Annotated in this window: 27 protein-coding genes; 22 read left to right on the forward strand and 5 right to left on the reverse strand. The window is 33.3% G+C overall.

Going from position 1 to position 23831, the window contains the following annotated elements; translation table 11 throughout:
• Both DWW33_RS11145 and DWW33_RS11150 read left to right on the forward strand, forming a co-directional pair.
• A partial coding sequence (locus DWW33_RS11145) for a polymorphic toxin type 30 domain-containing protein (protein ID WP_199650775.1) occupies positions 1-448 on the forward strand: 448 nt, incomplete at its 5' end.
• A gap of 33 nt (positions 449-481) precedes the next feature.
• Complete coding sequence (locus DWW33_RS11150) at positions 482-772, forward strand: hypothetical protein (protein WP_044927351.1); 291 nt, start codon at positions 482-484, stop codon at positions 770-772.
• A 44-nt stretch (positions 773-816) separates the two neighbouring features.
• Here DWW33_RS11150 and DWW33_RS16005 read toward each other — a convergent pair whose 3' ends face one another.
• A complete protein-coding gene (locus DWW33_RS16005) occupies positions 817-1098 on the reverse strand; it encodes a hypothetical protein (RefSeq protein ID WP_243088649.1) in 282 nt (93 codons plus the stop codon).
• Positions 1099-1259: 161 nt separating this feature from the next.
• The gene (locus DWW33_RS16010) at positions 1260-1529 is read right to left on the reverse strand and encodes an IS110 family transposase (RefSeq protein ID WP_330419823.1); all 270 of its coding nucleotides are present in this window, start codon (positions 1527-1529) and stop codon (positions 1260-1262) included.
• A gap of 14 nt (positions 1530-1543) precedes the next feature.
• Between DWW33_RS16010 and DWW33_RS11160 the strand changes: the two genes are divergently transcribed.
• The 6 genes from DWW33_RS11160 to DWW33_RS11185 all read left to right on the forward strand — a co-directional run bounded on the left by DWW33_RS11160 (position 1544) and on the right by DWW33_RS11185 (position 6200).
• Positions 1544-2251, forward strand: a complete 708-nt coding sequence (locus tag DWW33_RS11160) for a PoNi-like cognate immunity protein (protein WP_118639529.1) — start codon at positions 1544-1546, stop codon at positions 2249-2251.
• A 120-nt stretch (positions 2252-2371) separates the two neighbouring features.
• A complete protein-coding gene (locus tag DWW33_RS11165) occupies positions 2372-2563 on the forward strand; it encodes a hypothetical protein (RefSeq protein WP_118639530.1) in 192 nt (63 codons plus the stop codon).
• A gap of 599 nt (positions 2564-3162) precedes the next feature.
• A complete protein-coding gene (locus DWW33_RS11170) occupies positions 3163-3501 on the forward strand; it encodes a hypothetical protein (RefSeq protein ID WP_118639531.1) in 339 nt (112 codons plus the stop codon).
• Positions 3502-3555: 54 nt separating this feature from the next.
• The gene (locus DWW33_RS11175) at positions 3556-4014 is read left to right on the forward strand and encodes a DUF600 family protein (protein ID WP_118639532.1); all 459 of its coding nucleotides are present in this window, start codon (positions 3556-3558) and stop codon (positions 4012-4014) included.
• Positions 4015-4472: 458 nt separating this feature from the next.
• On the forward strand, positions 4473-5459 hold the full coding sequence (locus tag DWW33_RS11180; RefSeq protein ID WP_118639533.1) for a Panacea domain-containing protein: 987 nt from the start codon (positions 4473-4475) through the stop codon (positions 5457-5459).
• Between the two features lie 66 nt (positions 5460-5525).
• Positions 5526-6200, forward strand: a complete 675-nt coding sequence (locus DWW33_RS11185) for a YoaK family protein (protein WP_118639534.1) — start codon at positions 5526-5528, stop codon at positions 6198-6200.
• Between the two features lie 2 nt (positions 6201-6202).
• Here the strand turns inward: DWW33_RS11185 and DWW33_RS11190 are convergent, their stop codons facing one another.
• Entirely contained in the window at positions 6203-6565 is a 363-nt protein-coding gene (locus DWW33_RS11190; protein WP_117699268.1) for a metal-dependent transcriptional regulator, read from the reverse strand.
• 219 nt (positions 6566-6784) lie between these two features.
• On the opposite strand from DWW33_RS11190, the gene DWW33_RS11195 reads away from it, so the two are divergent.
• The 5 genes from DWW33_RS11195 (at position 6785) to DWW33_RS11215 (ending at position 10018) form a co-directional block, all read left to right on the forward strand.
• Complete coding sequence (locus DWW33_RS11195; protein WP_117699278.1) at positions 6785-6997, forward strand: FeoA family protein; 213 nt, start codon at positions 6785-6787, stop codon at positions 6995-6997.
• A gap of 19 nt (positions 6998-7016) precedes the next feature.
• On the forward strand, positions 7017-7238 hold the full coding sequence (locus DWW33_RS11200; RefSeq protein ID WP_022242378.1) for a FeoA family protein: 222 nt from the start codon (positions 7017-7019) through the stop codon (positions 7236-7238).
• Between the two features lie 160 nt (positions 7239-7398).
• On the forward strand, positions 7399-9564 hold the full coding sequence (gene feoB, locus DWW33_RS11205) for a ferrous iron transport protein B (protein WP_118639535.1): 2166 nt from the start codon (positions 7399-7401) through the stop codon (positions 9562-9564).
• 28 nt (positions 9565-9592) lie between these two features.
• Complete coding sequence (locus DWW33_RS11210) at positions 9593-9730, forward strand: FeoB-associated Cys-rich membrane protein (RefSeq protein WP_117699280.1); 138 nt, start codon at positions 9593-9595, stop codon at positions 9728-9730.
• Between the two features lie 18 nt (positions 9731-9748).
• A complete protein-coding gene (locus tag DWW33_RS11215; RefSeq protein ID WP_118639536.1) occupies positions 9749-10018 on the forward strand; it encodes a Fur family transcriptional regulator in 270 nt (89 codons plus the stop codon).
• An 82-nt stretch (positions 10019-10100) separates the two neighbouring features.
• Here DWW33_RS11215 and DWW33_RS11220 read toward each other — a convergent pair whose 3' ends face one another.
• Entirely contained in the window at positions 10101-11204 is a 1104-nt protein-coding gene (locus tag DWW33_RS11220; protein ID WP_118639537.1) for a CPBP family glutamic-type intramembrane protease, read from the reverse strand.
• A 366-nt stretch (positions 11205-11570) separates the two neighbouring features.
• Between DWW33_RS11220 and DWW33_RS11225 the strand changes: the two genes are divergently transcribed.
• The 9 genes from DWW33_RS11225 (at position 11571) to DWW33_RS11265 (ending at position 20747) form a co-directional block, all read left to right on the forward strand.
• Positions 11571-11996 carry a hypothetical protein gene (locus DWW33_RS11225; protein ID WP_118639538.1) on the forward strand — a complete coding sequence of 142 codons (426 nt, stop codon included), beginning with the start codon at positions 11571-11573 and terminating at the stop codon, positions 11994-11996.
• Between the two features lie 69 nt (positions 11997-12065).
• A complete protein-coding gene (locus tag DWW33_RS11230; RefSeq protein ID WP_147404724.1) occupies positions 12066-12554 on the forward strand; it encodes a hypothetical protein in 489 nt (162 codons plus the stop codon).
• A 138-nt stretch (positions 12555-12692) separates the two neighbouring features.
• Positions 12693-13331, forward strand: coding sequence for a hypothetical protein (locus DWW33_RS11235; protein ID WP_118639540.1), 639 nt, complete (start codon positions 12693-12695; stop codon positions 13329-13331).
• Between the two features lie 112 nt (positions 13332-13443).
• Positions 13444-13911, forward strand: a complete 468-nt coding sequence (locus DWW33_RS11240; protein ID WP_118639541.1) for a hypothetical protein — start codon at positions 13444-13446, stop codon at positions 13909-13911.
• Between the two features lie 28 nt (positions 13912-13939).
• Complete coding sequence (locus DWW33_RS15575; protein ID WP_147404725.1) at positions 13940-15232, forward strand: hypothetical protein; 1293 nt, start codon at positions 13940-13942, stop codon at positions 15230-15232.
• Positions 15233-15265: 33 nt separating this feature from the next.
• Complete coding sequence (locus DWW33_RS11250; RefSeq protein WP_118639543.1) at positions 15266-16225, forward strand: hypothetical protein; 960 nt, start codon at positions 15266-15268, stop codon at positions 16223-16225.
• Positions 16226-16229: 4 nt separating this feature from the next.
• The gene (locus tag DWW33_RS11255) at positions 16230-16742 is read left to right on the forward strand and encodes a hypothetical protein (RefSeq protein ID WP_118639544.1); all 513 of its coding nucleotides are present in this window, start codon (positions 16230-16232) and stop codon (positions 16740-16742) included.
• A 24-nt stretch (positions 16743-16766) separates the two neighbouring features.
• Positions 16767-18167 carry a hypothetical protein gene (locus DWW33_RS11260; RefSeq protein WP_118639545.1) on the forward strand — a complete coding sequence of 467 codons (1401 nt, stop codon included), beginning with the start codon at positions 16767-16769 and terminating at the stop codon, positions 18165-18167.
• A gap of 357 nt (positions 18168-18524) precedes the next feature.
• Positions 18525-20747 (forward strand): glycosyltransferase family 4 protein, encoded by a 2223-nt coding sequence (locus DWW33_RS11265; protein ID WP_158577487.1) that lies wholly within the window; start codon positions 18525-18527, stop codon positions 20745-20747.
• Here the strand turns inward: DWW33_RS11265 and DWW33_RS11270 are convergent.
• Positions 20744-23674: a hypothetical protein gene (locus tag DWW33_RS11270; RefSeq protein WP_118639547.1), complete on the reverse strand. Its 2931-nt coding sequence runs from the start codon at positions 23672-23674 to the stop codon at positions 20744-20746. The two genes, DWW33_RS11265 and DWW33_RS11270, sit on opposite strands and share 4 nt — an antisense overlap.
• Between the last annotated feature and the right edge of the window lie 157 nt (positions 23675-23831).

A 23831-nucleotide genomic window follows, 5' to 3' on the forward strand; every position in this document is an offset into this window, starting at 1 on the left:
AGAGCTGGAAGTAGTAAATAACGTAAAAAGACCGCAGCAGTTGGGAAATGTAGGGGAGACTAGCTATGGAACGTCAAGTGAAAAAATTGGTGATTTTACAGAATTAGAAGGAAGTACTGTAGACGAGATATTGGATAGAATTCCAGATGAAGCAGTTTTGAGAGAGTTATATCCAGTACAGGGAGGAGCTACAGAAGGATTTGAGTTTAAGTGGGTTCAGAATGGGCAGACATATAGAGTTAGAGTACACAATGCGGACCCAAGTGCCCCGGTTGGCTCTAATGCTTATAATGGTTGGGTTGTTAGAGTTCAACGTGGTAGAAGATATTTTGACCCTACAATAAATGATTTTCGTGAAGCAAAGTATTTTAATCCCAATGGTCCGGATTATGATGAGGTTATTATTAATGATACACATATACCAATCTTGGATCCATATCAAAATTGAATTAGTGGGTGATTAATGGAGGTGTTAAGGATATTGGATGAAAAAAAATTAGAGGAGTTGGTCTCCAATATGGATGATAGAATTAGAATGCATGATTATTCCAAAGAACAACTTTTGTTGTTAATTGAAGACTATGTAACAATTAATTTTCAAGGTATGAAGTATCAGACAAGAGAGGCAATATTGAATATGATATGTGATGCTGTGAATTATTATGATATAGGAAAAGATTTAAATTGGGAATCAATTATTGCTATAAGGGAAGATTTGGAAGATGATTTGAAAGAATATGTTGATGAGATTATTTCTATGCACCACAACTAAGCCTCCCCACCGGCAGGCTTAATTAGTAGTCTCACTACCATATATTAACAGAATTTCTTAGGTTCATAGGGCTTACCATCCCGTAATACAGCATAGATTACGGTGGTAAGCTTTCTTGCTACTGCGCCAGTGGCAGTCAGATGGTGTTTGCCCTGTTCACGCTTCTTTTTGTAATAGGCATTTAAAGGACTGTTGTAAAAAGAACAGGTGGTTGCAGCAGCAATCATGCCGATTCCCGGAAGTGTATGGAGGTAACAATCAAACTTCTCATAGTAACTGAGAATTTCATGGTCAAGAGCTTTCAGCTGTTCATTAAGGAAATTCAATCGGTCAATCAGCTGTTTTAACTGAAAAGCGGACGCATCTTGTGCTATCTTAATACCAAAGGTATCAGCCGCAACATCTTTGATAGAAACAGTTTTTTTATGGTAAGTTTGTTGTGGCTCTTATCTTTTATAATTTCAAAGAGCTCATCTATTGTGGTGTTCTAAATGTTTTTAGGGATAAGGTACTTTTCAAGAATGTCCATGGATGTGCCGAGCCATAGAGAGGAAAACTGTTTTTCGTATTCCGGGAAAATCTGTTCCATAATCGTACTGATGCGAAGCTTGATTTTTGTTCTGGAGGAAACAACAGAATCCCGGTAACGGCATAACTGCCGCATGGCAAGTATGTTTTCATCTGCCATGGAAGTAGCCTCAAACTGCCCCAAGCGTATTATTTCTGAAATCAGAAAAGAATTGATGGAATCAAACAATAGGAGAATGAAAAATGAGAGCTAGAATGAAAGATGAACATTATTTTAACACTTTAATCCAAAAGGAAAGAAAATATATAATAATGTTTGAAGATGCCGTAAAAAAAACAGCTCTTGAAAAAGGAGAATTAGATAGAGGTACTTGTAATGGATATAGTATTTTAATTAATTCCTATGAAAAAGAAATCAATTTATTATATTCTTTAGGAGAAAATTTGGAAACGATTGAAGAATGTTACAAAAAATTATTGTTTTATTATAGCAAGATGTGGGACAGAAAATATGGCTATATTGAGTTGGTAAAAGTGCTTTCATTGGGGGTATTGTTCAAAGTTAATAGGAGTGACATATTTGAATTAGAGCAGAGGCTTATATCTGAAAAGTTTGATGACTATTTAGTAAATACCTTGATTAAAGAAATTGATTCTACTTGGGAGCGAGAAGGAGTTGAGTTTGAATTTGAAGTATACGAATGCTTAAAACAAATTTTGGATAATGATGAAATAATAGCTTGTGAAGCATTGAAAGAGTATTTACAGGAAAAATGGTACGAAATACATAGGGAATGTGCTTGGTATGATAGTCATAAATCAAGCAAAAATGTGTATTATGGGTATTGGAGTTTTGAAGCAGGTGCTATTGCTAAAATACTAAATCTGGATGATAGTAGCTTAAAGGATGTACCATATTATCCCTATGACTTGGTTCGCTATAAAAAATAAAATTTATTATGGTTGTACAAGACAGTTTCAACTTTTGTGTAAATCATATAGTGAAATAATTAATATAGTTGGTATTATTCTGAGTATTGCCCCAATCCAAAGACAGGTGCTATATTTAAAATGAAGGGTAGAGGGCATGGACAAGCCAATATTGAGTTTTTAGAAACTAATGGACTGGAATACAATATTTCCAGATGCTACGTCGCAACCATAAAATATAAGGAGAAATTTCCTGATTTGGACATAACAAAAGATATCGATTTGGCAGAAGAGTATATTTCCGGGAGCATTACCCAGCCAGAAAGTATCTAAAGGGTAAGACCGTGGAAGATTTGTGTAAGGAATTTGTTCCAGTAAGCGATAATAAATGTTCTATAAAGATTTGCGGAACAAGTCCCCGTATGTTGGAGTTGCTAGTAAAATTTTGCCGAGGTGGGAATACGAAACAAGCCTTTCTGGATGTAAAGCTGTTCCTGCGAAAACTCAGGAGATACCTTGCCAAGCAGATTGATATTACTGCTGGTATGAACCTATATTTTTTCGGTTGAGATAATGAGTATGGAAGACTTTTTATGTGGGCTGTTAAGTAAGGAGATAGTATGTCCTATTTTTCCTGATGATTTCATTTTAGAGAAAAATTATTATGAAACAATATAATTTTAATTATGTGAGAGTAATAATTTTTTGATATTTTCCTTAACGCTTTAAAACACCCATGTTACAATGGCATGCAACAGATGGAGATGGGTAGAGAAAATAGCAAATATGTGGTAAAATTTTAGTCAGATGCAATGGTTGCCTTGTAAAATATGGAAATAAAATTGAAGAAATGTTGGATTGTATTTTTTGTGGAATATGAAACAGATGAAACGGTCGGATTTAGTAAATAAAAGGTTAATTGGTATACTAAAATGAAAAAAGATTATTCATATAAAGAGAATATAATATGCTTGGGTGAAAAACAAATTATATTCAGTGAAAAGATTGCACAGGTAATAGAATTTGAAAAATGTGTGGTAATAAGAAATAAGTATTCAACGGCTCATCCTACAAATAATTTAGCAGCATATGACTTTAGTGGTAATAAGATATGGAAAATAGATGATGTTATTAAGCCATTGACTCCACAGACTGTTGTGTCTATTGGAAAAAAAGATTGCCAATATGTAAGCATCATAACATTTACTGGATTAAATTTTTTGATTGAAGCAGACACTGGTCAAATTATAAATAGAAAAATAACGAAATAGAAAACGAAACAGCAGAGGTATCTTAAAATTTTTAAATATAAGGGAGGAAAAGCAATGAAAAAAGTGTTTGAAGATTATTTTTCAGAAATACAGGCGGATATGGTGGCAATATGCCTGGAATATGTGGAAAAAAGAGCAGAGAGGATTTATATTTATTGTTCTTGCGAAAAAGGTATGCTATCAAGTGGTTTCTTTTTTTTAGTTAATGGTAAAATTGTAAAGAAGAATCGGCTAAATGATGTTATAGTAGAGGGGCAAAAAGAATACGATGTTTCGATACCTAGACAATCGCAAGCAGTTAATATTATTAATGATGATATCGTGGCTCTCAAAAAGGTATGTCAGGAACATCAAAAGGAAATGCCAACGCAGATTAAACTGGTATATGATGTTGCAGCTAATAGATTAAATGCAGATTATAAATATGACATAATATTTAGCAATGATAAAAAGAAGACCGCATATGATGTTTTAGAAGAATGGTATCAGTTAGAAAAAAGTAAAGAGGAATAATTCTGGAAAGTTGGCACGGAAAAATGGACAATCCTCTTGATCCCCCAAAGATATTGTAAACTGTTTTCCATTGTTGTAAGTCAATACAAGAATAAAACATTTATATATGCTACTGATAAAGGGGAAGTGTTTATGAAATGGTATGATGAAATAGCACACCGGAATTAAAAAATATTTTGATAGAGAGAGTATTTGTTAAACCAAAATGGTGAATACAGATACTCTTTTTTGTGCTGGAAATAAGGAGTCTATCCATTTATTTAATTATATTTTCTCTAATTGACAATTGCTCAAATCATGTTATACATAAATATATGATACGAAAATGATAAAATATAAAAATCGTATCAACATGAACTGCGAAAGGTTCCATATGCTGTATATCACAATACATAGTAAGAGAATAAGGAAAGAAACAAGAAGAGAACAGAGACAAAGAGAAGAAAGTAGGTGGAATTATGGATAAGATGAATTTGGCTTACTGTAACGAATGTGAGGATTTGGTAGAATTTACAGAGCAAGAGGAGATAGTTGAGGAATATTATAGGGGAGAATTGGTTCGGTTTAGATTTAAAGTTGGGCGTTGCAAAGAGTGCGGGCATGAAGTCGCAACAGATATAGACTATAATACAAGAAGGTCTGAAGAAAAAATAGAAGCATATAAGAGACTAAAGGGAATCATTTTACAGGATGATATAGTTGAAATATTAGAGAAATATGATGTGGGAAAAGAGGCGTTAGCAGATATAGCCGGATTTGGAAAAGCAACCATAAAGAGATATTTTGAGGGATATATTCCTACAAAAAAATATTCCGATATTTTAAGCAAATTTTTAAATGATGAAAGATTTTTCTATAGTAAAGTTGAGGAAAACAGGCATAAATTAAAAGACAGTGCATACAAGAGACTTATTGCCAGATATTCGAAATTAAAAGACATTTCAGAATCGAAAATTGAACAGGTTGCCAATTATATTATTACAAATTTGGGGGAGGTTACCCCTCTTGCATTAGAAAAATTATTAGCATTTTCGAATGGCGTTAATTATGCGTTAAATGGAAAGAGATTATTATTAGAGGAGTGTCAGGCATGGCAACATGGCTATGTGTATCCGGAGATATATAATAAGTACAAAAAATATAAATTTAATCCGATTGATAATGGAATAAATAGTACGCATGGATGCATGTTATCGAAGCTTACTGCTGATGAAATAAAAGCAATAGATTTAGTAATTAAAACATTTGGAGTTTATTCACCAAAAACACTTGAATTAATCAGTCATTCGCAAACCCCCTGGATTGAAAAAAGAATTGCATATAAAGATGATGAGCCGGGGAATGAAGTAATAGATGAAACATCTTTAAAAAAATATTTTGTAGATAAGCAACTGAATACAGAAGAAAAAATAGTTTCGTATATTATGGCTACGTTAAAGATATAGTTTGACCCCACCCCTTGACACCCATAGTATAATAAGAAGAAAACCAAGGATGAGAGGATGATAATTATGAGGCGTTCCAGACAGATGTCGGAATCAATAGAACTTGGAATCGTGCTGGCGTTGGCTGGAGGATTTATGGATGCGTATTCCTATATGTGCAGGGATGAAGTATTTGCTAATGCGCAGACGGGAAATATGTTATTGCTCGGAATCAATTTATCGGAGAGAAATTGGGGAATGGCATTACATTATCTGTTCCCGGTGCTGGCATTTGCGGTGGGAATAGCGCTGGCAGATGTAGTACGGGTACATGCAAAAGATAAGAGCCTGTTTCATTGGCGGCAGCTTTCTGTATTATGTGAAGCACTGGTGCTATTTGTGGTATGCTTTTTTCCACAGAGCATGAATCTGGCAGCCAACAGTCTGACTTCACTGGCATGTGGCATACAGGTGGAGAGCTTCCGGAAGATTCATGGCAATGGAATTGCAACGACAATGTGCATTGGAAACTTAAGAAGCGGGACACAGAACTGGTGTGATTTCCATTATACGAAGAATAAAGAATCCGCGTTTAAAGGAATGCTGTATTATGGAATCATCTTAATGTTTATTATTGGAGCAATTATTGGAAATGCCTTTGTGAAATTATTGGCAGAGAAAGCAATTCTGATATGTGCAGCCGTGTTGTTCATGGCATTCATTATGATGTTTGTAGACAAAGAAAAAGCTTTGGAGCAGTAGTATTACTGCTTCAGAGCTTTTTTGATTGCGGTAAAGCTTTCTTTACTGATAACATGTTCCATTTTGCATGCATCTTCTGTTGCGATTTCCTTTGGTACACCAAGACTTTCTAACCAGGTAGAAAGGAATTCATGACGTTCATAAATCATTTCTGCAATTTCACGACCGGAATCGGTAAGATAGATGAAACCGGAATCGGTTACCGTAATATGATTCTTTTCTCTTAAATTCTTCATTGCAATGCTGACACTGGATTTCTTAAAGCCAAGTTCATTGGCAATATCTACAGAACGAACCACAGGAAGCTTTTTGCTCAGCATAAGAATAGTCTCAAGATAATTTTCTGCTGATTCATTTGTTGCCATATAACAACACCCCCATTAACGTTTTTTCTATAATAATACATGAATTTAGGTAAGTATAACATATTAAGCCGAACATATCAAATCATAAAGTGAATCTAAAAAATGCTTCTTAATGAGAAAAAATTCTCAAAAACGTTCTTGACAACTAATGATGGTTAGAATATACTAACCAATGAAATGAGAAAAAATTAACAATAGCACAATAGAAAAGAGGAGAGTATGATGCCTTTATCTATGGTAAAAGAAGGAGAGCCGAACGTAATTAAGAAAGTCGGCGGTAAAGAAGAAACAAGAAGATTTCTTGAGAACCTTGGCTTTGTTGCCGGTGGTACAGTAACAGTGGTATCTGAGGTAAATGGAAATATGATTGTAAATGTCAAAGAATCCAGAGTAGCAATTGGAAAAGACATGGCAAATAAGATTATGGTGTAACAGCCAGAAGGAGGAAATTATGAAGACATTAAAAGAAGTAGCCTGCGGTCAGACCGTAAAGGTGAAAAAACTGTCCGGAGAGGGACCGGTAAAGAGACGTATCATGGACATGGGTATTACCAAGGGCGTGGACGTTTATGTAAGAAAGGTTGCTCCACTCGGTGATCCGGTAGAGGTGACAGTTCGAGGCTATGAGCTTTCTCTTCGTAAAGCAGATGCAGAAATGATTGAAGTAGAGTAAATTTTTTTGCACATAGGTTAGCAAACACTAACATAAGGAATACTAAGCTAACATCGAAACAGTCCGACTAACAAAAGAAACATTGGACTAACAGCATAGAAAGGATCTATGCAGGAAATTCAAAAATGATAAAAGAAAGAAGAAAAGAGGAGTAAAAAAGATGGCGATTAAAATTGCATTAGCAGGAAATCCCAACAGTGGAAAAACCACATTATTTAATGCTCTGACAGGTTCTAACCAGTTCGTAGGTAACTGGCCGGGCGTAACTGTAGAGAAAAAAGAAGGAAAGTTAAAAGGTCATAAGGATGTAACAATCATGGACTTACCAGGTATCTATTCCTTATCACCATATACACTGGAAGAAGTTGTTGCAAGAAATTATCTGATTAACGAACGTCCGGATGCAATCTTAAATATTGTAGATGGAACCAACATCGAGAGAAACCTTTATCTTTCTACACAGTTAATGGAACTGGGAATTCCGGTTATCATGGCTGTAAACATGATGGACTTGGTAAAGAAATCCGGAGACCAGATACATATCGACAAGCTTTCTAAAAAATTAGGATGCGAAGTAGTTGAGATTTCTGCATTAAAAGGAACCGGAATCATGGCAGCAGCAGAGAAAGCAATTGAAGCTGCAAAGCAGAAAGCCGGAGCTCCGGTACATGAATTCTCAGCAGAAGCAGAAGAGATTATCCGCAAGGCAGAAGAAAAATTAGGAAGTGACATTCCGGAAGAACAGAAACGTTTCTTCGCAATCAAACTTCTTGAGAAGGATGATAAGATTGCAGAGCAGATGAAACAGAAAGCAGATGTATCTGCAGAAATCAAAGAAATGGAAGATGCATTTGATGATGATACCGAAAGTATTATCACAAATGAAAGATATGTATATATTTCAAGCATTATTGGTGAGTGTATTACCAAGAATGGCAAGAAAGCACTTTCTACTTCCGATAAGATTGACCGTATCGTAACAAACCGTTGGCTGGCACTGCCAATCTTCGCAGTAGTTATGTGGGTTGTATATTATGTATCTGTAACAACAGTAGGTTCTATTCTGACAGACTGGACCAATGATACCTTATTTGGTGAGTGGATTATCCCGGCAGCACAGAACTTCTTTGAAAATATCGGATGTGCAGACTGGCTGACAGGTCTTATCGTAGATGGTATTATCTCTGGTGTTGGTGCGGTTCTCGGATTCGTACCTCAGATGCTGGTATTATTTATCTTCCTGGCATTCTTAGAGTCCTGCGGTTATATGGCTCGTGTCGCATTTATCATGGACCGTATCTTCCGTAAATTCGGTCTTTCCGGAAAATCATTTATCCCGATGTTAATCGGTAGTGGTTGTGGAGTTCCTGGAGTTATGGCATCCAGAACCATTGAAAATGACAGAGACCGTAAGATGACAATCATGACAACAACATTTATCCCATGTGGAGCAAAACTTCCAATCATCGCATTAATCGCTGGTGCATTGTTTGATGGAGCTTCATGGGTTGCACCAAGTGCATATTTCGTTGGTATCGCAGCAATCATCTGTTCCGGTATTATCTTAAAGAAAACAAAGATGTTCGCTGGAGATCCGGCACCATTCGTTATGGAGTTACCGGCATATCACTGGCCAACAGTTGGAAACGTATTAAGAAGCATGTGGGAGAGAGGCTGGTCCTTTATTAAGAAGGCTGGTACCATCATCCTCTTATCAACTATCGTAGTCTGGTTCTTAATGAACTTTGGATGGACAGACGGAAGCTTCGGAATGTTAAGCTTTGACGGACTGGAAGGAACCGCGCTGGAAGCTGCTCAGGCAGAATGTATCTTAGCTAAGATTGGTAATGCAGTTGCCTGGATCTTCGCACCTCTTGGATGGGGTAACTGGAAGATGACAGTTGCAGCGATTACCGGATTAATCGCAAAAGAGAACGTAGTAGGAACAATCGGACAGTTATTCGGATTTGCAGAAGTTGCAGAAGACGGAGCAGAAATCTGGGGTAACCTTGCAAGCAGCATGACTGCACTTGCAGCATATTCTTACTTAGTATTCAACTTACTGTGTGCACCATGTTTTGCAGCTATGGGTGCAATCAAACGTGAGATGAACAATACAAAATGGTTCTGGTTCGCAATCGGATATCAGTGTATCCTTGCATATGTTGTATCCTTATGTATCTTCCAGATTGGTTCCTTAATTACAGCAGGAACATTTGGTATTGGAACAGTAGTCGCATTCCTTTTAATCATCGGATTCATTTATCTTTTGTTCCGTCCTTATAAGGAAAGCCAGACATTAAATGTAACAGTAAAAGCAAAATAATCCGCCATAACAGAAAGGAGTGATTACGATGGGTACAGTTATTGTTGGAACTGTAGTTGTAGCAGTCGTTGCACTTATAATTCGAAGCATGGTAAAAGACAAAAAGGCAGGAAAATCACTGCAGTGTGGTGTGAACTGCAAGCACTGTGATGGACATTGCCATTAATCTAGATTGGAGGCAGGCATGACGCAGACGACACAGACCAGAGACAAGATAATCAAGATGCTGAAAGACCGGGGATGCCGGATGACAAAGCAGCGTCGTATTCTTTTGGATATTATCTTAGAAGATAACTGCTCCAGTTGTAAGGAAATTTATTACAGAGCGTCCAAGAAAGACAAAAGCATTGGAACAGCAACCGTATACCGTATGCTCAATGCATTGGAAGAGATTGGCGCAGTTACAAGAAAAAATATAATCGTAGTAAATCTGGATGACAAGGAAGAAGCATAGCCCTCGTATCCGAAAAAATTTAAACAATGTAGACAATGTATAAGAAAAGCCCGGAGCAATCCGGGCTTTTCATGTTGAACTTTTACATAAACTGTGCCATCATATCGCTGGAGTAGACCACGCTGAGAAGAACCACAGCAATGGCAGAAAGGATAATTCCTATGATGGAAGTAATCATTCCGGCAGTAGCCATAGAGTTATTATATGGTTTGGCTTTCTTGGAAAGAATTGCTGCAAAAATGCCTACAATACCAAGCCCAATCAGATAGCCGATGCAGGAAAGTACCAGACTGATGATGCCAAGAACAAGAGATACGATGGAAAGCATCTTAGCTTCGTGTTCATCATCATAAATCGGAATGTTGTTGTAGAGCATCTCTAAGCGGATACGTCTTGATTTGCGCAGCATAACAAACATTGGAATTGCCAGCATGATAAATGACAGGGAATTAATTGCAGAGAAAGTATTGATCTGGGACACAATATTTCCGGCATCGAAAATTCCGGTGGAAAGCAGGCTGGCAAAATCAACAAGGGCATGGAAAATGACAAGCATCCAGAAATTGCGGGTAGATGCATATATCGTACAGAATAAAATACCCATCAGAGCAGCAGAGATAACCTGAATCAGTGCACTTGTAAATTTCACTCCGGAAAGGATATTTACAAAATGCATCAGACCAAAGAGGACGCCGCCTAAAACAATGGCACCGGTAATGCCTTTTCTTGTTTTTGGAAAACTGTTCAGTAACAGATTAAAAATGACACCTCGAAAGACCAGTTCTTCTACCAGTCCAACCAGAAAAATAGCAACTATATAGAATATAATTTCCAAAGCAGGTCTTACATTTCCCGCTTTTGACATACCGCAAAGATAAATCTGTGCAATAAGGCTGAACAGACAGTAAACCACAAAGAAACCGCCGGTATATAAACTTCTGAGCCAGCCGGCAACATTTTCCGTAAAGATGCGGGTATAACCAATCACAAAGGTTATAATCAGGAAAACAATCAGAATGATAAATTCTGCGATTGCCTGAAGCAGGTAGTCGTTTTGTTCATTTAATCCCGGAATTTTTCCTAAAACAAAGCCAAGTCCCAACAATAACCCGGTAAAAAGAATAACCGCTACAATAGACAGCACAATTCCAACGGGTGTTGACAGATTTTTAAATTTTTCTTTCATTGTAAAATACCTCTCCTTAGTAAATGAATCAAATATGCGTCCATTATAGCATATATTCCCGGAAGTACATAATGAAATGTAAAAGTTATATAATTCGCTTTTGTGAAAATCATATAAATACAATAGTGTGTTTTATCTAAAATGTTAATTGACAGAAAAAAGTAAAATGTTTAAGCTATTAAATGATTGTTGAGTAAACAATGGGAGTGTGGGCTATGAAAATAACACTTACATCTTTTATAGAATAAGGAAGTTCATATATGTCGGAATTCTCCGGCAAGTATCCCAAATAATTTATAAAAAATATTTGGACGATATTCAAAGAGAGTATAAAGGTGTATAAATTCAAGGGAGAAAAATTAAGTAATGCCGAATAGATATATTATTATGTTAACAATTACAACAATTGGAATGATTTTAGCATGTAGAGTGAGAAACTGTGATGAGAGATTTAGGAGAATAGTGATTAATGGGAAAATAAGGAATTTATTTCTATTTCCAGTAGCAGTTTACAATCAAACGACAATTTTTTCCATGGTTGTTTGTGTGAGTTATGAAATGCTAATTGGTTTGGCATTATTTTCTATCTATTTGCTTAATGCAAAAGCATCAATTGTATGCTTTTTTTGGGGAGCTTTTCAAATATTTTTTGCATGTGTGGCTGCGACAGTGGAATGCTTTGCAGAGTGGAAAAAACAAGAAGAAATGAAAGAAAAAATCAAATACTTTATATTATCCATTTGTTTTATGATTGCATCTATTATTTATTTAGTAATGGAAATATGTGAATAATTAGAGCCGGTAAACTGAAAAATTGCATGCAGAGAGGTTAGGAGAACAAATGCAAAAGAGCAACTAACATTGTTATTTGTGGATTTGCTTTTAATAGAAGCGTTTTTGGCAGTGACATTTTCTGTTCAGTTTTTTCAAGATGGATATATTATTCGACATGATGAAATCGTATTTTTTCATAAATTCAAAAAGAACAGAAAAAAATTGAAGAAAATGGAAGCTGTTGTGATATCGAATGCATACATATATTTTCATGGAACAAATCCAATTAATATGTGGAAAAATGGAAAAATAATTCCTTGTCCATGGTTTACTTTATTTTTTGAAAAAATAGATCCAATGGAGGTGGGGTTATATCCAGATAAAGTGACTTCCATTGAAATAGAGAATAAAATATTTAAATCTAAGCAAAAAGTGGGCTTTATCTACCAGAAAGATGTAATTGATGAAATAATGGAAAAATACACAGGAAATATATATATTACAAAGTCGCTATATCTAAATTTTAAAAATGAAATAGATGAAGGAGCAGCAACAAAGTCAATACATATTATTTGAATTATGATATATGGAGATATGCATGGCAGATGCGAAGTATGCTCTATCAGAAAAATAAAAAGAACATATGGCATTATTTCATCGCTGATGTAAAAAGGTGACTTGGTCAGTTGCAGACTTCAATATGGAGATGAGGCTATGGTGAAAAAGGGTAAAGCAATTTTAAAACAAACAGGGGCAAGAATTTTTGTATATAGTGTGTTGGGGTTACTGGGAGCATATGAGAGTTATTATCGTGGAGCCGATATGGGTTTTACAGCATGTATAGCAGTGTGTGTAATAGCTTTTATTATTTTGGGGGCAATAGTTTCATTTATAAGAAAGGAATACGATTATAGAAAATACAATGCACATATATGCTTATTTGTTTCCCTAGGACTTACGATACAAATAATGGTGCAGGGAAATTTGCCGCCTGAAAAAAGCACAGCAATTTGTATTATAAGTTATGTGATTTCTATAATATTGGGAATTTGGGGGGCATTATTAACAACTGGAAAAATAGAAATAAAAAATAAAAATGTAAGAAGTACGTTAAAAATTATAGAAACAATGAGTTTATTTTTATTAACGTGTTTGTGTGTGGTAGGAAGACGATTTTTTGGACGCAGAGGAGCAGTATTATTCAATGCATTAGGAAAACAAAAAAGTTCAGTATTTTTTTTGTGTTGTATTATGATTGCAACGATGCTTTTTGCATTTATGAGTGCATTTGTAAGAGTAGATATAATTGTGAGACCAGACTTTTATAAATCCAGAAATGAAAATAGTAAATAAACCGGAAGTTTTTTCTTTGGTGAGGAGGAAAAGGATATATTACTATTTCAGAAAATATGAACAGGCTGACAAAAAAGTAGAAACATTACTATTATAAAATGGGGGAAAAAAGATGGTAAAGAGTAAAAGAAGAGCAAAGGCAGTTATAGGTATTATTATTCTTATTTTTATAGTATTAGTTATATTTCTTAAAGTGAAATACGGTACATATGGATTACACGATTTTAATTGTTTTTTCCGTCAAAGCAAACAGGAAATTTTAGAAAAAGAAGGTGACCCTGTTAGCAGAGAAAAATTATATGGAAGTTGCGAGGATATTAAATTTGAAGATATAGAATATACCTTTATTGGAAATTATATGGAAAGTGTTAGAATTACGGATCCTGATATTCGATTTGGAATACTGCAAATTGGGGTAGGCTCATCAAAAAAAGAAGTTATGCTGGCATATGGATTAAAGGAAACTTTAAGTAATGAGGAAGAAAATGAATATGCGGTTCAAAATGGTATTTATTCAACATCATTCTATTTTGATGAAAATGACAGAGTATATAAAATTGCATGTGGAACAGGAGTATAGTTCATTTTAAAGTTAAGGAATGGAAAAGATGATATACATATATACATTATTTTTTATTTTGCTATTTATATATGGAATTCGAATATTATTTAGAGAGTGTTTTGCAAATTTATTTGGGGTTAGAACAAATTTTAACCAAGGCGGGGGAGTAGTAGTTGGTTGGGTATTAATATATGTAAGACTGCTAAGTATATGCGCTTTGTTTAGTATCATGATAGGTTTGTGGGCATGGAAAGATGATATATTTAACCTGTGGAAACTGTTTGATAATTCGGAAAAATTGGTGTGGGGCAAATGTCTGTGCAGAATAGTCATTATTGGTATTTTAATAATTAATGTAGGGTGCAATATAAAACGAATTTTAATACATCTGAAAACAGAAGTAATAAAAAACAAATTTTCCCAAAGTATATTAACAAATGGTCGTGGTGTAGTATTAACTTTAACGATAAGCACGGTCTTTGATATATATTTACTACAGGCAATATTGTGTGTTATGACAGGAAATATACATCCGGCTGTCTTAAATGCATGGAAAGCCGGAATTGTAGGGAAGGTAATATTGATTGCATTTGAAAAATTGTTTTACAGTGAGAAAATTTGTATATACCAGAATGGAACGATAACATATTCTACATTATTAAAACGGGGATACGGCAATAAATTTTATTTTGAAAGAGACCATAAGAAAGCGAATAAAGCAAGATTATATGTAGATGATGAAGAAGTATTAGAGACAGCATTTTTTAATATTGATCAGTTACTGAAAAACTATGGAAAAAAGAATGATGAGGAAGTGAAATCAGATGCAAAAGTGACTGGAAAGAAAATTCATTATATGAAAAGTACTAAGAGAAATGAACGGACATGCAGAACAATCGCAATTTCAGTAGGAGCAGCACTTGTTGTACTTGGAGTTTTATTTTATGTTTTTTTTGCAAGTAAAGTTGTAATGATTGTGATGTGGCTTTTGGCATTATTATATTATCCAGCACTTCTGGTGATAAAAAGAACATATGATAAATCCTTTTATATCATTTTTAACAGGGATTATATGCTGGTAACGGGATATGAAGGAACAGCATTTGTTAGTGAAAAAATAGAATATTCAAAGATAGGATACATAATGACTGGCAATAATTGCCCTCATAGGACTATTTTTGGAAAGACACCTGAAAAGTTACGCAAAGATTATGGTGCATTTACAGATGTTTTTGACCGAAAGAAGGAGTATTTATTTTCATATGCAATGAATGATGATATAACACAGGAAATAATGGCAAGATGTAAAAATGTGAAAGAGATATTGGAATTGGATTAGAGCAAATCATTCCATACAGTAGTGGAGGCAGTGATGAAAAAGAGTAAGGAAATATTAATTTGGGGTAGTACACTTCTTTGTATATATTTTGTGGCGTGGCTGATATTTACATTAGATATTTTTAGTAAAGGAAAAGATATAGAAAATAATTTGAAGATGGCATTAGGAGTAGTTTTTCTTCTCTTATGTGGGGGAGTGATAGCGATGGTGCATAAGGAGTATGACTACAGAAAGTATGCGGCATATATTTCTGGGGTTATATCTGTGGCTTTAATAATTCAGATTGCATTGCAGGGAGAAGCAATGGGAGAAAAGAGAGTATTTATCTGTTTTTTCAGTTGTATTTTAGCAGGATTACTTGGAATTTTGACTACACTGATTGGAACGAAAAAGATTGAAATAAAAAATAGGCATATAAAAGAAATAGGGATATATTTTTTTACATTGTTTGGTTTTGGAGCATTGTTTTTGGCAAGTGTAATGAAAAATATGTTAGGCACACGTGGACGCGTGATAATGAAAATGTTTGGCAGTCAGGAGAATGCTACAAAAGGAGTTGAATATATATCCTTAATATTTCCGACTATTTTGTTTTTTATAGCTACAATGAGCATAACAACTGTTATATTAGATCCAAAGGAATATAAATCAAGAAAATATATTACCAGCGATATGAGTAAAGGCGAACAAAGGAAAATGCAATTGGAAACCCAGTTTTTAAATCATATAGTATGGGCAAATTTATGTGCGGAAAATTGGAAAAAGAAAGGATTTCTTGATTTTAAAGAAAAGGAATTGCTGTTTGGCGAAAAATATGTATATCCAAATAGTGAAAAAATAAAAATTTTATATAAAGATATTGCAGAAGTCAGAAAGGAAAAGTTGTTTGGCATTTTCCCAAACCAGATGACCATAGTTAAAAGGGATGGAACGGAATATCGATTTTTTTTAGAAAAACGAAATAAGGTAGTAGAGTTTTTACAGATGAGGTGATAGCATGAAATATATTTTAATTATATTAATAATTTTAGCATTTGTGATAGGAATTTTTGATTTAAAGTTTATGCTTGAATGTAAGAAAGAGCAGAAAAATAATAAAGCAGAAGCATTTATCTATGTAGGGGATAAAAAAATAATATGGATATTTGGAATTCTGTTTTATATAATTAGCGTTTTGGAATGGGTGATTCTGTTATTTTCAATAGAAATAGCGTCACTATTTCTATTTCTTTTTTGTTGCTGTATGGTTCAACTTGGTTTTGCAACATTTTTGTGTCAGCATTTTACATATTCGGCAGTATTTATAAAGAAAAATGAAGTATTTTACTATGCAGAAAGAAAACTAAAAAATATCCCAATCGGGCAAATCACCGGGGTTAGTGCAATGCCGGGAAATGTGGCATATCTGTTTTTTAACGAAAAAAAGGAAAGACTGTTTGAACTTCAAATGAAAAAAGCTAATGCGAGAAAAATGCTGGAATATATCATAGATAGACAGCAGAACAATTAGAAGAACGAAAAGGAGCCGGTTGCAATGGGAATCAGGGAAAAGTTACATCTTTTTAAGAATAAAGATAATGCAGTGGAAAATAGTTCCAAAGAAGCAGCAAGAAAGTGTGTATTAAAAGTACAGGATAAGTTCCGCCTTAGAAATACAGATGATATCGTGGTTGTAGGTGAACTGAAGGGAAAAATACAGGTAGGTGATGCTGTCTACATGAGTAATTTTTCGGATGATGATGGAGAAATACTGGTGACAGTAGTGCTCGGAATAGAAGTTGGTCCGGGAAAAGCTGTGCGTGAAGAAGAAAACTGCCGGGTAGGATTGAAACTGGAGCAGGCTGGAACTTATCCGATAAAATGCGGAACAATGGTATATTCAAGAGCCACAACAGTTGCAGAAGTACATGATGCCTATATTTCCGGTTTGGGAGATACTTACGTATCATCAAAACAACTGGTACTTTCACAGAAAGAAATTGATGAATTAAGCATTACAGATTGCTCAGAAATATGGCGTTTGTATGCGTGGTATAAAACGAAAGTAATTCCGGCAAAGGATGATGCTGAGAAAGAAGAAGTCCGAAAGCGGATTGGTGTAATTGCAAAATCCCTTGTTCAAAAGGTATTGGAAGCATCTGCTATTTATTGCGTATACAGTAAAATCACAGGTGAGCCGGCACTTTTTTCCCAGACGGTAGACCGACAGGATGGCACATATATGTGTACACCACCTGACATCTGGATTCTGACTAAGGCATATAAGGATATATTTAAAGTCAGATTTCCGGAAGAACGGTATGAAATCAGAGAGATTAAAAACGATGATTCCCATAAGGCAATTTACAATTTCCTTGGATACTGTTTTTATATGAATGGTGCCTGTGGAGTCAAAGTGGTAAATGAAAATACGGCAATAGCAGCACCGGAATTTGTTCCGGAGCCGGACTACAGCAACATACCGGAAATTAGCATTCCGGTTACCAACCCTGACCTGGTAAGATGGATGCTTCTGATTGCCCAGCTTGGACACCCGGCAACAGACGAGCAGAAACTTATTTACAAATTATATTTTAGATTTCTATCCGTAGAAATGACAAAAGCCAGATTTATTATTCCAACCAAAACGTCAGAAGATTTTCCGGAGCCGGATGAAAATGGCAAGACGGTACTGAAAAAGGATATGCAGATTTCACTTCCGACCATAGAAGGAAAGCATAATAATGCAGCGGTCAGAATGTATACGGACTGGAAGCGGCTGCAGGATGCTATGGGAGATGGCTGGAAAGGAATGGTACAGTCGATAGAAGGAATCATCGACCAGTTTGACTGTGCCATCAATCTGACGGAGCATGAGAAAGCCGGCTGCTATGTAGACAAGGAAATGCTCCGGGAAATGCAGTCCTTTGAGAAAGATTTCCAACAAAATAATTGACAAGAAATGACAAAGAGAGTAATCTATTAACAGAAAAAGTAATTTGATGAATGGGAGTATGAGTTATAAGTGATAGCTAGTACAAATATCACATAATTCAGATATGTTGGAATTCTCCAGCAGTAATCCCATTTGAGACTAGTTAGTGTATGCAGGTAAGGAAATCTATAGGCTTAGAATAAGGAAAGCTTTTATTTGCATATCAAAAAAATTATGAAAATCTAACTTACATAAAAAATTTCTTATGTAAGTTGATGATTTAGTAGGCAAATATAGTTTAAAGAGAGAATGGTAGTTGCTACAAATAGGTGGATAATCAAGTATTATCCTTCATTTAGTAACATAAGGAGATATATGATGAAAAAATATATTTTAATATTATGTATACTTGGAAATCCATATGATTTAATTCATGGCGGTCATCAGCGTACAATTATGGAAATAATTCAACATTTCAAAGATCATTCCGACTTAAATTTTTCAATTATTACATCAAAAATTAGTGATACTCAAGGATATTCTTGCAAACATTTGTTTGGCAATATAACATATTACGAAATTGGAATTCCTCAGAAATGGGTAGATGTTCAAGATTTACTATATGAACATCAAGATTATCTTCTCGGGCAAATATATTCTATTATAGAAAATATGCATACTGTTAATCTGATTCATTCTACTTATTGGATTTCTGGTCTGCTTGGAACAATCATCACCAAAAAATTTAATTGTATGCAAATACACTATCCTATCAGCACCTCTTTTGAAAAAATAAATCATGGATTTCCACCTAGATCGAAATATCAACGATATGCCGAAGATGTCTGTTTTACATTTGCATCACTTATTCTCGTGATTACAAAAGAAGAGGCAGATATATTGCATAAAGAATATAATATTAGTCACAAAAAAATATATATAATTGGAAGAATAGTGGAGCCATGCTTTCAAAATATTCGGTTTGAAATTTCCGAAGATATTACTCTTTCAAAAATTATTACTCTTTACAAAGACAGTACTGCTTTAGAATCTTATGAATGGTGGAATAAATCTGCTTTTTGCTATATAGGAAGAATGGCTGACTACAAAGGTATAAAAGAAATATTGTCAGCATGGGAGATTCTTTATAATAAACATCATGAAAAAACACCTCCTTTATGGTTACTCGGTGGAAATGTCGATGATATTTCTATTTATAGAAAAGCAGTACTTTCTTATGTTCCATCACTTATGAAATACGAAAACGAGCATAAAATTTATTGGTGGGGTTATTCGACGTCAGAGGGATTAGCAACTATTTTGTCTAAATGTAGTGTCATGATAATGCATTCTGCTTTCGAACCTGGTGGGCGCGTTATGTTAGAAGCTTTTGCAACGGGCACTCCGGTTATTTCTACACCATGCGGATTTTCGAGAGACAGTATTACTAATTGGTTAAATGGATTTATTGTTCCCTATAAGGATATTATTCATTTAGCACATTTTATGAACTTTTTTTTAAAAAACGAATATTTATCAAATATGTTAGGAATTCAGGCACAACATACCTTTTATTCTCTAGAAAAAACATGGAATTATTTTCAAACACTAGATTCTATATATCACGGTACCTTTTATAACAAACTGAGGTTGCATTGTCCCGAATCCGAAGGCATACATAAAAATTTTTTAATAAATACATTTCCATACTGTGATATAGAAAATGATACGGATACCATCCGTATAGAATTTCATTTGACTTCAGATTTAAAAAAATATGGAACAACTGACAGTTATCTTTGGAAATCTGAATCTTTTTTAATAAAGCAATATTTTAATCGATTCAATGTACAGCAACTCTGGAACGAATCAGATACTAAAAAAGTAATATGTCTAAAAGATCTCTATCTATGTAGTATATATTCAAATCATTTTAAAAATATATTGCCTATCAAAGAGTATTCTGACAAACTGTTTACCTATATAATGCCTTTTGGTGAGAGGCTTAATATAAAGCAATGCTTTGAAAATATGAAGGAATTATTATCTCTTCTATATAAAGAAGGTGAGACTTTCTTAAAAAAGTTAACACCTATCTATGAGGAAAAAGATTTTCGACGAATAAATGCCAGCTTTCAAAAAAATCATAAACCATACACTTTTTCTAATATGTTAAATGAGTTACATTACGTACTAGATAAAAATTATGCTCTTTTTGACAATGAAATTTTTCTGATGGTGAAACATCTTCTCCAACTTTTAAAAGCATATAAATATGATGCTTATTATTCTATTAATTACGGAAAAAGTGTTATAAATCATATTGTTCGCTATAATGGGCAATTATATTTACTACCTTCTGGCGACATGTTTTATGGTGAAATTGGTTTTGATTACGCATATACATATCTGGAATATTATGATCTTACAGATTTATTCGCCCTTTTGAACGACGAAATACAAAACATCAATGTTATTTATTGGATTTGTTGCATATTGCTGCAAAAATATATCCGTGATCACATTTTGTTCATCGAAGATTCCATTAACATCACGGAACTTTCAAAAATTATACAGATGCATTTTACCAAATTGTTTTAACATTTAATCATATAATGGCTTTCAAAAAAGTAATTTGTTTGTTTAAGAGTTTCATTTACAAAATTATCAAGAAAGTTCAAGTCAAAATAGGCTTGATACAACGAAGTTGAATTTTGTAAGTTTATGTTTTTTATAATTCTATGCCCCTCCTCTTTATCTATGGAATATGCAATCCATAAAATAAGCATAAACGAAGTAATTTCCTTATCATCAATTAATTGCGATGAAATAATATTTTTCTGGGAAAAAAAACGGACTATTTTTTTCCATTTGTTTTCACAATATTTATTTACAATACAGTTTATAGATTGCAAACATTCATCATACCTGTTCTGTTCAAAATATAATAATGCAAGATTAGTATTCGAAATCCACCAATAGGTATGATGATCAGTTTGATGCTGTATCATTTTACCAATTTCGAAATAATGAATTGCTTTCTTTATATCGTTATTACACCAATAAAATTGACCTAACAAATTGCACACTCGCGATTGCTCTACTGATAAATTATTTTTATAACAATTTTGCATTAAATATTCTAACTCCTGTGAAGATTTCAATTGCTTGTTATAAAATGCAACAACTAATTTATTGTATTCATAGTGAAAAAAATCTTCTAATGGTAATTTAGAGGTAAATACATGCATTTGACGAATATATTCTAAAGCTAGTTTAATATCCGTTTTAAATACTTTTGACAAATTATGATCATAATAAGAATATTTTATCAACCAATTATCTGGATATAAAATCTGTGCAGCACTTAATTCCTCTATACATTTATCAATTCCATATAGATGTTTAATTCCTAAAGCATACATATAATATAATCTTGGATCTTCTTTGATGTGATTATTCAATTCCTTTGTTATTTTTTCATAATCCCCCTTGACCAGGTAATATTTTGCTTTCCAAAATAAAAATTCACAGTTAGCTTCAGCAGATAACGTAAATGTCTCAAGTTCATCTATACATATTTCAATTTTTTCTCCAAACTCATTAATACATACATAACTCTGTATCAAGTAAATAACTAATTGATATTTATTGGAGTTATCTAATGATTCGTAATATTTCTCATATATTTTTTCCAGTATTGGAATAACAACATCATACTCTTGATCAGCAATGTAAGCTACAGATAATCCTTTCCAATTCTTGTGTATATAATCTATTTCATCTAATTCCAGTGCCAGCTTAAATTTTTTCTTTTCTTTTCTCTTTGGAATTACATCAAGCAAGTCGATATTTTCCCATAATTTTTTATAAGCTTTTATAGCATACTTTTTAAAAGCAGATTCACTTATCCTTCTCAAAGCGTCCAAAATAGAAATATGAAATGTTTCAACTGAATTTGAACCAATAATAAATAATTGTGAATTTACCAATTCTTCTATAACTTTCTCTCTGCATATTTTGTTTTCAAATATATAACTTAAATCGGCGAGTTTTAAGCTACCATCCATAAATGCAATAAGAATTGTACATATTTTTGTTTCATCACAGCAATCGCTCAATACCCTTTTTATGTATTCTTCGTTCACTCCTTTTGTATATTTCCAATTTTCATACATATATTTATAGAAAAGTGTGTCATTATGTAACACATCTTTTCCATAAACATCCCTCTTCAACAAATCTATTATTTGATCTATATAAAGAGGTACTCCTGGACATAAATTGACTAATTTTTCTCTGTCTTTAACATCTAATAGTTTTCCATATTTTTTCTTAATATATATTTTGGCATCAATCTTTGACAAATTCTGAAGTTTTGTTGTACCTATAATTTTAATTTCAGATTGACATTTACTTAAAAATTCTTGCAAAACGATATGTTCGTCACGAATTTCTAATAGCAATAAAATGTTTTTATCATAAAATTGTTTCATAAATTTCAACAAAAAATTTCGGATTTGAGAAGAAGCATATTCTAAATTTTGAAAAATCAAAATAACATTTTTTTGTTTCAACATTGGCGTATATATTTTAACTAAATATTGTAACAAGAAAAATTGTACTAGTTCAACATCCATGTCTATTAAGCAATTATTTACAAGAATTTTGGACAAAATATTTTTCAATTTTTCTCTTTCTTCATTATCATTAATATACTCAGTTATATTACTGATATCTTCAGGTGAAAATTGAGAAATTGTTAAAATATCCACATGCCAAATAATCGATAATAAATATATAAAAAATGTGTTTACATCTGAAATTTTTGCTATATCTATATATTCATATTCTGTAGGATTCAACTTTAATATTAAGTTATTTATAAAAAAAGATTTTCCACTTCCTTGCCTTCCACAAATAATATATATTCCTGTCTTGTTATCTATATTTTTTATAGTTTCTGCAAACTGTTGTTCTCTTTCTGTTCCTAATAATTCAAACTCTTTTTTAAAATTAATTTTGGGTTCAGAATTTAATGATAACTTTTTAGGATGATCAGCTACAGAATTCTGTAATACTTCAATAAAGTCTGTTGGATAATTTTTTAGTATATCATCTGCTAATTTGGGAATTAACTTAACAATCTCAACTATACCCAGCAACTTCACATCAATATTTGTTCCTCTTGAAAATTTTTTGATTCGATTTTCAGTCTCATTCGAAAAATGTAAATTTGTAAAAATGTACACTTTATCTGCACAAAGATTAACAGAAATAATCAAAGTTTTAGCGAAATCAGACAATGGTAGATCTTTTCTTGATAATTTTCTGAGTTTGGATTCAGAAATCGCTTTATATACATTATGTTCATTGTCTGAAATAATAACTATTCCGTCATATCCCCCATCTTTGCTGTTTTGGGTTTTTTCAATGTGTTTATTAAAATGATACTCTTTAAAAAGTAATTTTAGAAGATCTATCGATAATTCTTCAAAATCTTTCCAATAATCTTGAGCAAATCCCATATAAAATGTTCTCCTATAAATAACAACAGAGTATTGTCTACACCTGTTTTCATTCCTTGCAAATCACTCTTTGACAGTCATTATTTAATTTGCGGTCTAATAAAAACAATAGATAATACTTGATTATCCATCAGTTATAGTTCATTTAAATCCTGTT

Origin of the sequence: Roseburia sp. AF15-21 (assembly GCF_003479505.1) — a bacterium.
Taxonomy (GTDB): Bacteria; Bacillota; Clostridia; order Lachnospirales; family Lachnospiraceae; genus Roseburia_C; species Roseburia_C amylophila.